Consider the following 10,000-nt stretch of genomic DNA (forward strand, 5'->3'; position numbering starts at 1 on the left):
TCATTGTACTCGGAATTGCCTTTTGGTTACCCGGAAAAATCGATACTAAAATGTTTATTGCATCTGCATTAACAGGCTATACAGTGAAGTTGTTAATTGCTATTGGATTAACACCTTTAATCTATCTAGGTCATTATTTAATAGAAAAATATTTAGCAAAAGATGGAAAATAAAACCCGTTGCGCTTGGTGCGAAAAAGACGATTTATATAGAAATTATCACGATAACGAATGGGGAAAGCCAGTTTATGATGACGCCACCATTTTCGAATTTTTGATTTTAGAAACCTTTCAAGCAGGATTGAGTTGGTACACAGTTTTAGCTAAAAGAGAAAATTTCAGAAAAGCATTTGACAATTTCGATTTAATGAAAATTGCAAATTATTCAGAAGACAAAATGGATGCATTAGCCGAAGATGCCGGAATTATTCGAAACAAATTAAAGATTAAAGCTACGGTTACCAATGCACAAGCTTTTATAAAAGTACAAGAAGAGTTTGGGACGTTTTCTAAATATATTTGGGGATTTGTAGATGGGAAACCCATAGACAATCAACCTAAAACCTTAAGTGAAGTTAAAGCTACTACTCCAATTTCAGATGCTTTAAGCAAAGATTTAAAAAAACGCGGATTCAAATTTGTAGGCTCAACAGTTATGTACGCCCATATGCAAGCTACTGGAATGGTAAACGATCATGTAGCAAGCTGTTTTACAAGAAGATAATCCAAAAAATATGATTAAATTTAAATAAAAAAGGGTATTTCAACGATAAAAAAATGTAGTTAAACAAATATTTTTATAATACAATTCCAAATCAACAATTTGTGCGTAATTTTAATTTATTAACCAATAAATTACTTGGATATGAAACAAAAAATGATGTTATTCGGATTGGCATTAATTGCCTTTGTATTTATCAGTTCATCTGAAACTGATAATAAATCAAATGAAAAAGTTGTTGTTTGTCACATTCCGCCTGGAAACCCTGAAAACGCCCATGAAATAGTAATCAGTAGTAATGCTGTGCCAGCTCATTTAGCTCATGGCGATAAATTAGGACCATGCAGTTGTACATGTAATGACGAGTAAGAAAACTATTAGAAATTTCACAAAATTCTTTTAAAGAGATAAAATGATTTTGTGAAATTTCTAATAAAAAAATAGCTATTTTTACGGAACATTAAAGACAATTTGGTAGTCTTTTATATTAAAAAAGAACTACCATACTTTTTCACAAAACCATAGAAACTTAGATTTAGTAACTTAACTAAAATTATAATCAAGGGGGAAAAGGAATGTTTTACAAGAAAGCAGCAAAATGAGCAACGACCCACTTCACGGAAAATCTTTAAAAACGATTGTAGAACAATTAGTTGCTTTTTATGGTTTTGATACTTTGGCAGAACTTATTAACATTAACTGTTTTAAGGAAAATCCATCTGTAAATTCAAGTTTAAAATTCTTAAGAAAAACCGATTGGGCAAGAAAAAAAGTGGAAGAATTGTATGTTAAAACATTGCCAAAGTTTTAACCTTTCAACACCATCAAAAAATCTTCTCTATCAATCTCTACACAACCTAAACTTGCTAAATGATCGTTGTAGACTTGGCAATCTAACAAATGATAATTGGCTAATTCCAATTGTTTTGCCAATGCAATGAAAGCTAATTTACTTGCATTTGGCACTTTTGAAAACATACTTTCACCACAAAAAACATGACCTAAATCAACACCATACAATCCACCAACTAATTCATCATCTTGCCAAACCTCAACACTTTTTGCGATGCCTAATTCATCTAATTTGCAATAGGCTTCTACCATGTTATCTGTAATCCAAGTGCCTTGTTGATCTTTTCTAGAAATCTTTTTACAGTTTAAAATTACGTCTCTAAAAGCGGTATTGAAGGTAACTTTAAATTTTCTTTGATTGATGATATTTCGCATGCTTTTTGAAATCTTCAAATCTTCAAAAAACAAAACCATTCGCTCTGGTGGACTCCACCATAAAATAGGCTCATCATCTTCAAACCATGGAAATATTCCTGATTTATAAGCCAAAAGTAATCGCTCTGGAGACAAATCGCCTCCAACAGCTACAATCCCTTCAGGAGAAGCCATTTCTATTGGGGGGAAATATAATTCTTTGGTTAAAAAATACATTTTTTGAGAAAAAAGAGGAAAGAAGAAAGAGAAAAGAAAAAACCATTCTTACTTTATTCTGAATGGTTTCTTTGTTCTTGACTCTCTTCTATAATTTATTAAAAAGGTAAATCGTCGTGTTCTTCTTCGTTAAAGTTAGTTGCAGGTTCAAAAGCAGCTGCTGGTGGCATTGGTGGCATTTGAGGTGCTGCCGCTGGAGCTTCTGCTTGTACTTTTTCAATTCTCCAACCTTGGATAGAGTTAAAATATTTAGTTTCTCCTTGTGGATTAACCCATTCTCTTCCTCTTAAATTGATAGACACTTTAACTTGCTCTCCAACACTATAATTGTTTAACAAATCTGTTTTATCTTGTGCAAACTCAATCAAAATGTGTTGAGGATATTGCTCTTCTGTAGTCACTACAAGCTCTCTTTTTTTGAAAGAAGCACTTACTTGTTGTACAGGATTAATTAATTTTACTCTTCCTAAAACTTCCATAATACTAAAATTTATTTTTTTGCTAATAACAACTTCCAAGCATCAATAGCTCTTCCATTATCTACATACTCTTTTGCTTTTTGAAATTTTGTATCCAAATCATCAGCACTTAAAACGGCTTTGACTTCAAAATTTTCTTTTACAAATATAGCAATTTCTTCTTCGGTTGGGATATTTTCTATATTTCCTAATCTTGCTAAATCATTCCCTGTAAAATAGCCACTTTCTTTGATAAAATCTGGAATCATATCTACTCCAATTCCTAAAGTAGTTAATGGTTTTTCAACTTCAAACATACCTACATTTGAACGACTGTACCAATTAGCTCCCATTCGGGCAACCAAGTCGATTTTGTGTTGGTCTATCATTCCATTTGCATCTAAAATAGCTTCGTTTATATGAATTTTTACCACTTCACAAATCACCAAATTTCCTGCTCCACCTTGGTCTCCTAATGCAATCACATCATTAATCTTACATTCAAACTGCACCGGACTTTCAGCTACACGAAATGGTTTTACTTTATCCGATTTTAACATCGTAAATCCAGCTTTTTCAAACTCATTCACGCCATCTGGATATTCCGTACTTGATAATGACATTTGTTCTACGATGTCGTAATTCACAACATTAATCACAACTTCTTTTGTGTTTTGAGCGTTGATTAACGTGTGTTTTGTAGTATTATCACGCACTCGTCTTGCTGGCGAAAAAATTAAAATAGGTGGATTAGAACTGAATACATTAAAGAAACTAAATGGCGATAAATTTGGATTTCCATTACTATCCATAGTACTGGCAAAAGCTATAGGTCTTGGCGCTACGGCACTTTGTAAATATCCTTGTAATTTTGCTGGCGCTATTTCTTTTGGATCGATGCTTAACATGTTGAAACTTTTTTACAAAGATAACAAACAATTACAAGTTCAATTACAAGAATAAACATCAAATTAAAAAGGATTTTAGTATTTTTACTTCAAATACGAATACATGCAGTTTTCAGAAAGGCGAAATCTTACGCGTTGGTTTATCATAGTAGCATCTTTTTTCATTGTAATCTTAATACTTTGGAATACCTATAACTTTTTCCAAATTTTTAAAAACGAAGAGCGAGCAAAAATGGAGTTTTGGGCAAGTGCGCAAAAAACGTTAGCTAATGCCAATGAATTTACAGATATTGAATTACCATTCCAAATCATCCAAAACAATACTACAATCCCAATGATTGTAACAGATAGTAAAGATTCCATTATAAGCCACAACAATATTGAGGATGCAATTGCAAATGATACTGCTGCGTTAAAAAAATATTTCAATTCGATAAAAAACGACAACCAACCCATAAAAATGCAACTTTCGGAGAAAAGCTATCAGTTGGTTTATTATGGAAATTCGCCTTTATTAAATAAATTAAAATATTATCCTGTTGCTTTATTATTGATTATTATTCTGTTTGGTGCTGTAGTGTATAATTTTTATCGTGCTACCAAAATGGCGACACAAAACAAACTTTGGGCAGGAATGGCAAAAGAGACGGCACATCAAATTGGGACTCCTTTATCGTCTTTAATTGGATGGTTGGAAATTTTAAAATTAGACAATGTTGAAGAAAGTACCATTGTAGAAATAGAAAAAGACATTACTCGATTGCAAACCATTACAGATAGATTTTCAAAAATTGGAAGCGAACCTGTCTTAGAAAAAAGAGATATAATTGAAGATACTAAAAACACAGTTGATTATTTACAAACTAGAGTTTCTCAGCAAGTAAATTTTTATTTTAAGGCACCTCAACACCCCGTATTTGTCGAAATTAATCCTGCATTACACAGTTGGACTATTGAAAATTTAGTTAAAAATGCCATTGACGCCATGAAGGGAAAGGGTAGTTTGAATATTGTAATTTCAGAATTAGAAGATATGGTAAAAATCAGTATTTCAGATACTGGAAAAGGAATTCCCAAAAACCAATTCACTAAAGTTTTTGAACCTGGGTTTACCACTAAAAAACGCGGTTGGGGATTAGGATTATCATTAACTAAACGAATTGTTCAAGAATACCACAAAGGAAAAATTAAAGTAGTTCATTCTGAAATTGGAAAAGGAACTACCATGCAGATTAGTTATAAAACAACATAAAAAAATCCCGAATGAATCGGGATTTAATTTTTATAAGTTGGAAGCGATTTGCTTGGCTAACTCTTGAAATTCTTCAGGTGTTAAAATGGTTTTTCTTTGAAAACGCATATCATCCATATCTTGAAGTGGAATTAAATGTACATGAACATGTGGCACTTCTAATCCTACAACAGCAACTCCAATACGTTTGCATTCAACCGATTTTTCAATAGCCTTTGCTACTTTTCTAGAAAACTTCATTAATCCTAAATAATGCTCTTCTTCCATATCAAAGATTTTATTAATCTCTTGTTTTGGAATACAAAGTGTGTGTCCTTTGGCGTTAGGATTCACATCTAAAAAAGCCAAATAATTTTCATCTTCAGCAATTTTATAACAAGGAATTTCTCCGTTTACTATTTTAGTAAAAATACTAGCCATTTTAAATAAATTATTAGTCTCTTGTAATTTCTAAAACATCAAATTTTAACACACCGTTTGGAACATTAATTTCCGCCACTTCTCCAACAGATTTTCCAAGTAGACCTTTCCCAATAGGAGAAGTTACTGAGATTTTTCCTGTTTTTAAATCGGCTTCACTTTCAGCTACTAATGTGTACTTCATTTCCATACCATTAGCTTGATTTTTAATTTTAACAGTAGACAATACCAATGCTTTTGACAAATCTAATTGCGACTCATCAATTAAACGAGCATTTGCCACTAACTCTTCCATTTTAGAAATTCTCATTTCTAATAAACCTTGCGCTTCTTTTGCTGCATCATACTCTGCATTTTCAGATAAATCTCCTTTATCTCTAGCTTCTGCAATTGCTTGCGATGCTTTTGGGCGTTCTATACTTTTAAGTTGATCTAATTCGTCTCTTAATTTTTTTAATCCTTCTGCGGTGTAATAAGATACTGTACTCATAACTTCATAGTTTATATAAATAGAAAGAATCCCACCTGCATGGGATTCCTTTTCACAAAGATAGTGATTTATTTTTAATATTAATTTAAGTAATATTGTAATGTTTAGTCAAAAGTAATTAATTAAATTTGTTTTACAAATGAAAACAAAAAACCTAATGAAAAAATTTCTTATTCTACTTTTAATCCCTTTGTTTTTTGGATGCGACAAAGAAGAATTTAAAAATAATAATCCGTATTTACCCAATTACCCTGTAAACTTAAACATCAATATGAGTTTACCTCAATACAGTAATTTATTGAGTCCTGCTAATGCAGTTTATATCAGTTCAGCCGGACAAGGAATTAGAGGAATAATCGTTTTTAATACAGGAAGTGGTTATGTTGCATACGACGCAGCTTGTCCTAATCAGTCTTTATCTTCTTGTTCTACTATGACTATTGTAGGTATTGATGCTATTTGTCCTTGTGATGATAAACGATATAGTTTATTTTCTGGTTTATCACAAGGAATGCAATATCCAATGAAACGCTATCGTATAGAACAAACAAGTGAGGTTTCGCTTCGTGTTTATAACTAACAAAAAAGCCTGAAAATTTGAACTTTCAGGCTTTTTTAATTTAACTAAAATTTTAAACTCAATCCAAAAAGGAAATTAATTCCCGCTTGCGGATAATAACCGGCTCCACCATAAGTAATTGTACTTCCTGAAGAATCGTCATCATACGTATAGAAATAACCATTGGATTCATACTCTACATTAAAAATATTGTTAACTAAACCCGAAAAAACAATAGATTTTATTCCTTTATTAATTTTCCAATCGTAAGAAAAATTGAAATCATTAATAAAATAACTATCTAATTTCGAAACATCTGAATCGATATTTCCCATATATTGTTCTCCAACAAACTTTGACAACAATGATAATTGTAAACCTTTAATTTGCAAATAAGAAAATCGGTTTCCAAAAATAAAATCAGGAGAATAGGCGATATTTGTATTTCCTAAATTCTGAACTGCCCCATTAATTTCATAATAAAAATCCTCATTCTTATTTTGACTTAATGTGAAATTCGGATTTAAAATTAATTTATCTGTTAAAATAATTGTTGATTCTACTTCTATTCCTAATCTGTAACTTTTTCCGCTATTTGTAAAAATTGGCGAACCAACATCATTCAAATCGCCTGTCAAAACCAATTGATCGTTATAGCGCATATAAAATGCATTCGCGTATAATTTTACTTTTTTAGAATTATATTTCCAACCCAATTCATAATCAAATAAGCGCTCTGGTTTCATGGCACCGCTTTCGTAATCATCACGTCTTGGTTCTTTATTAGCAATTCCGAAATAACCATAAAAAGCATTTTTGTCATTTAATTGGTAGTTTAAACCTGCCTTTGGATTAAAAAATCTAAAAGTATCGTTTACAGCATCAAACTTCACACTTGTAGCATCGTAAAACACCATTCTGTATTGTAAATCAGTGAATAAATTCAATTTGTTTGTAACACTGTATGATGCTTTAATGTAGAAATTCACATCGTCTTTATTTCCATAATTATCATAATAACGATTTGGATTTGGAATGTAATTTTGTGTCCAAACTACTTCACCATAATGTAATCCTAAATAACGATTGGCAGCACCTCCAAATAATAAATCAGTTTTTGCAGTTTTATAATTTAAAGAGAATGTTGCTCCAAAGAAATCATTGTCTAACCAACGTTTTCTTACCAAATCAGAAATTGAATTTCCATTGAACGCTGGTAAATTATAATCTGCTAAATCTTCATCTTCTCTGTATTGCTCGAAATAACCTTTCCCAATGGTATAGTGTAATGCAGCGTTTGAAATCCAGTTGTCCGACCATTTTTCTGTCCAATGCAATTGAAAATGATTTTGCCAATAATTATCGGTTTCATTATCGTAAAATTGCATATTTCCGAATTCATCGAAATACATTCCGGCAGGATTGAATGTTCTGTCGTTTTTTAGTTTTTCAGGATCTTCAATTCCGTACCAAGCTTGATACGTTTTTTCTTTTCCTCCAAATGCTAATAATTTTATCAAAGTAGATTCTTTAACATAATTGGCATTAAAAAAATAACCAAACATATTAGAAGTTGCTCTATCGATAAATCCATCCGAAGCTATATTGGAAATTCTTCCATTTATTTCGAAGTTATTATGCAAACCAGTTCCAAAAGACAACGTATGCTTTCTTGTATTAAAACTTCCAAATGAATTTGAAATTTCAGCATATGCTTTTTCTTGATACGATTTGGTTGCCATGTTTAAACTGGCTCCAAAAGATCCGGCTCCATTTGTTGAAGTTCCAACTCCGCGTTGTAACTGAACGCTTTCTAAAGAGGAAGCAAAATCAGGTAAATTCACAAAAAACGTTCCTTGACTTTCACTGTCATTAAAAGGAACTCCGTTTAAGGTAACATTAATTCGAGAACCATCAGAACCACGAACTCTCATGTAAGTATAACCCACACCATTTCCTGCATCAGTTGTGCTAACCACAGAAGGCAAATATTGCAACAAAACAGGTATATCTTGACCTAAGTTTCGTGGGGCAATTTCTTCTTTGGATACATTCGTGTACGTAATTGGGTTCTTGTCTTTTGCTCTAACTGAAGATACCGTAACTTCTTTTAGTTCGGTAACTTTTGTAGTGTCTTTCTGGGTTTCTTGTGAAAAAGAAATAAAAGGCAAAAGGTAAAAGGCAAAAGGTAAAAGGCAACTAAAATAGTGACTTTTTGTTTTTGGCATTAAGCCATTTTTTTTGAATAAAGTTTTCATTCGTAAAATAAATACGAATAAAAGGGGCAATTATTCCTTGGTTAAAAATTAATTTTGATACTCTTTGACGCGAATAAACGTGCACATTTATTTTTGTCAATTCCCTAAACAGCATTATCTGTTCTAGGTTCTATGGGTATGATCTCAGCTCGTTATTTAGAGCACCCCTTTGAGACGAGGCAAAGATAAGCCAATTTCAATGACAATTACAAGAACAATTTCAAACTTACTTATATTGATTTTTGAACTTGAACTTGTCTTTGTGATTTTAAAAGTTTGGTTTTTTTCTGTTTTGTTTTAAAACGCTCATTACTTTTTTAGCGTTCAGTCGTTTCTCTTTTACCGCTCTTGGAATTTTAGTTTCTTTTCGCTCTTTTGGAACAATCAACGCATTTTCGAGTAACTTAAAACATTTCTTAATGACTTTTTCTTTGTTTTTCAGTTGACTTCTATCTTCTTCGCTGGTTAAAATAAGGATTCCTTCTTGCGTTAATTTAGTTGCGATTTTAGTTTGCAACAAAGTTTTTTCATCATCGGTCAATCCTTTTGAATTGACTAAATCGAAAGTCAACACCACTTTAGAAGAAACTTTATTTACATTTTGTCCTCCTGCACCGCTGCTTCTTACCGCTTTAAATGAAAACTCAGATGCGATTATTGATTTATCCATTATCAGGTTGGTGTGACGATTTTAATAAATCATTTACAGTTTTAACTGGATTGAAAGTTTCTAACGGAACCTCAACAAAAATAGTGGTCCATTTTGCCATAGCGCCATTCCATAATCCAGGAAGTTCAAAAGCTTTAATTGGTTTGCCGTTTTTTGTTTTTTCGGTAATAAAAGCGGCTTTTGGATCTATGAATTGGTTTAAATCAAACTTTTCGCCCTTGAAGTTTTTAACTCCGCAAACGATATCAACCGGGTTAAAATGAGTCGCTTCTTTTGCTATGTTTTTTTGTGATTTATTATTCAAATCTATTTGAGAAGATTCAACAATTTGTAAAGTTTGACGTCCTTTTTCATCTTGTACCCAAAATGGTCCACCACCTGGTTCCCCTTCATTTTTAACCATTCCGCACACACGAATTGGTCGATTTAAGACTTTAATTAAATACTCGATTTTGTATTCCGTTTGGAAAAAATTAAATTCTTCTGGCAATGGAAAAGACGTTTTATTCTCTGCAAAATCTTTGATTTCAGTTATTTGAGTTTCAGTAACATTTCCGCTTGAAAGCAATTTAAGATAATTGAAAATCTTGTATTGCATCCAAAGTAAAACACCGCCTAATAACTTTTTATTTGTTTCGATAACTTTTCTATGATTTTGAGAAACGTTATCAATATTTTTAATGTAGATTATATCCGATTGTAACGCATTCAAATTGTCAATCAAAGCGCCATGTCCTCCGGGTCTAAAGAACAATTTGTTACCTTCAATTCGAAAAGGTGTATTATTTTCATTTACCGCTAAGGTATCAGTGGATTGATTTT

Annotated in this window: 13 protein-coding genes, 1 pseudogene and 1 riboswitch; of the genes and pseudogenes, 6 read left to right on the forward strand and 8 right to left on the reverse strand. The window is 31.9% G+C overall.

The genetic code is table 11. The annotated features are described in order from the left end of the window. The 4 genes and pseudogenes from LDL23_RS06780 to LDL23_RS06795 all read left to right on the forward strand — a co-directional run. Positions 1-173 (forward strand): annotated as a pseudogene (locus LDL23_RS06780) (VUT family protein); the annotation flags it as partial. After that, positions 163-723, forward strand: a complete 561-nt coding sequence (locus tag LDL23_RS06785) for a DNA-3-methyladenine glycosylase I (protein ID WP_291265027.1) — start codon at positions 163-165, stop codon at positions 721-723. The pseudogene LDL23_RS06780 and the gene LDL23_RS06785, both read left to right, overlap by 11 nt. Positions 724-864: 141 nt before the next feature. Further along, positions 865-1,089, forward strand: a complete 225-nt coding sequence (locus LDL23_RS06790) for a hypothetical protein (RefSeq protein ID WP_291265028.1) — start codon at positions 865-867, stop codon at positions 1,087-1,089. Positions 1,090-1,318: 229 nt separating this feature from the next. Continuing rightward, positions 1,319-1,531 carry a VF530 family protein gene (locus LDL23_RS06795; protein ID WP_291265029.1) on the forward strand — a complete coding sequence of 71 codons (213 nt, stop codon included), beginning with the start codon at positions 1,319-1,321 and terminating at the stop codon, positions 1,529-1,531. Here the strand turns inward: LDL23_RS06795 and aat are convergent. The 3 genes from aat to LDL23_RS06810 all read right to left on the reverse strand — a co-directional run bounded on the left by aat (position 1,528) and on the right by LDL23_RS06810 (position 3,529). Next, positions 1,528-2,163, reverse strand: coding sequence for a leucyl/phenylalanyl-tRNA--protein transferase (gene aat / locus LDL23_RS06800; protein ID WP_291265030.1), 636 nt, complete (start codon positions 2,161-2,163; stop codon positions 1,528-1,530). The two genes, LDL23_RS06795 and aat, sit on opposite strands and share 4 nt — an antisense overlap. A 98-nt stretch (positions 2,164-2,261) precedes the next feature. Beyond that, on the reverse strand, positions 2,262-2,642 hold the full coding sequence (locus LDL23_RS06805) for a DUF3127 domain-containing protein (RefSeq protein WP_291265031.1): 381 nt from the start codon (positions 2,640-2,642) through the stop codon (positions 2,262-2,264). An 11-nt stretch (positions 2,643-2,653) separates the two neighbouring features. After that, on the reverse strand, positions 2,654-3,529 hold the full coding sequence (locus LDL23_RS06810) for a flavin reductase family protein (RefSeq protein ID WP_291265032.1): 876 nt from the start codon (positions 3,527-3,529) through the stop codon (positions 2,654-2,656). Positions 3,530-3,632: 103 nt separating this feature from the next. Here LDL23_RS06810 and LDL23_RS06815 point away from each other — a divergent pair, with 103 nt between their 5' ends. Continuing rightward, positions 3,633-4,781, forward strand: coding sequence for a HAMP domain-containing sensor histidine kinase (locus LDL23_RS06815; RefSeq protein ID WP_291265033.1), 1,149 nt, complete (start codon positions 3,633-3,635; stop codon positions 4,779-4,781). Positions 4,782-4,811: 30 nt separating this feature from the next. Here LDL23_RS06815 and LDL23_RS06820 read toward each other — a convergent pair whose 3' ends face one another. Together LDL23_RS06820 and greA are read right to left on the reverse strand one after the other, a co-directional pair. Then, positions 4,812-5,201 (reverse strand): HIT family protein, encoded by a 390-nt coding sequence (locus LDL23_RS06820; RefSeq protein WP_291265034.1) that lies wholly within the window; start codon positions 5,199-5,201, stop codon positions 4,812-4,814. A 13-nt stretch (positions 5,202-5,214) separates the two neighbouring features. Beyond that, on the reverse strand, positions 5,215-5,691 hold the full coding sequence (gene greA / locus LDL23_RS06825; protein WP_026724395.1) for a transcription elongation factor GreA: 477 nt from the start codon (positions 5,689-5,691) through the stop codon (positions 5,215-5,217). A gap of 157 nt (positions 5,692-5,848) precedes the next feature. Here greA and LDL23_RS06830 point away from each other — a divergent pair, with 157 nt between their 5' ends. After that, positions 5,849-6,271, forward strand: coding sequence for a hypothetical protein (locus LDL23_RS06830; RefSeq protein ID WP_291265035.1), 423 nt, complete (start codon positions 5,849-5,851; stop codon positions 6,269-6,271). A gap of 44 nt (positions 6,272-6,315) precedes the next feature. Here LDL23_RS06830 and LDL23_RS06835 read toward each other — a convergent pair whose 3' ends face one another. The 3 genes from LDL23_RS06835 to LDL23_RS06845 form a co-directional block, all read right to left on the reverse strand. Next, complete coding sequence (locus LDL23_RS06835; RefSeq protein ID WP_291265036.1) at positions 6,316-8,478, reverse strand: TonB-dependent receptor; 2,163 nt, start codon at positions 8,476-8,478, stop codon at positions 6,316-6,318. A gap of 113 nt (positions 8,479-8,591) precedes the next feature. After that, positions 8,592-8,687: riboswitch (TPP riboswitch) on the reverse strand. An 89-nt stretch (positions 8,688-8,776) separates the two neighbouring features. Then, a complete protein-coding gene (gene arfB / locus LDL23_RS06840) occupies positions 8,777-9,178 on the reverse strand; it encodes an alternative ribosome rescue aminoacyl-tRNA hydrolase ArfB (RefSeq protein WP_291265037.1) in 402 nt (133 codons plus the stop codon). Next, positions 9,171-10,000, reverse strand: an 830-nt coding sequence (locus LDL23_RS06845) for a DUF4301 family protein (RefSeq protein ID WP_291265038.1), incomplete at its 5' end; no start/stop codon positions are given. The genes arfB and LDL23_RS06845, both read right to left, overlap by 8 nt.

It is taken from the genome of Flavobacterium sp. (assembly GCF_020217025.1).
Taxonomy (GTDB): domain Bacteria; phylum Bacteroidota; class Bacteroidia; order Flavobacteriales; family Flavobacteriaceae; genus Flavobacterium.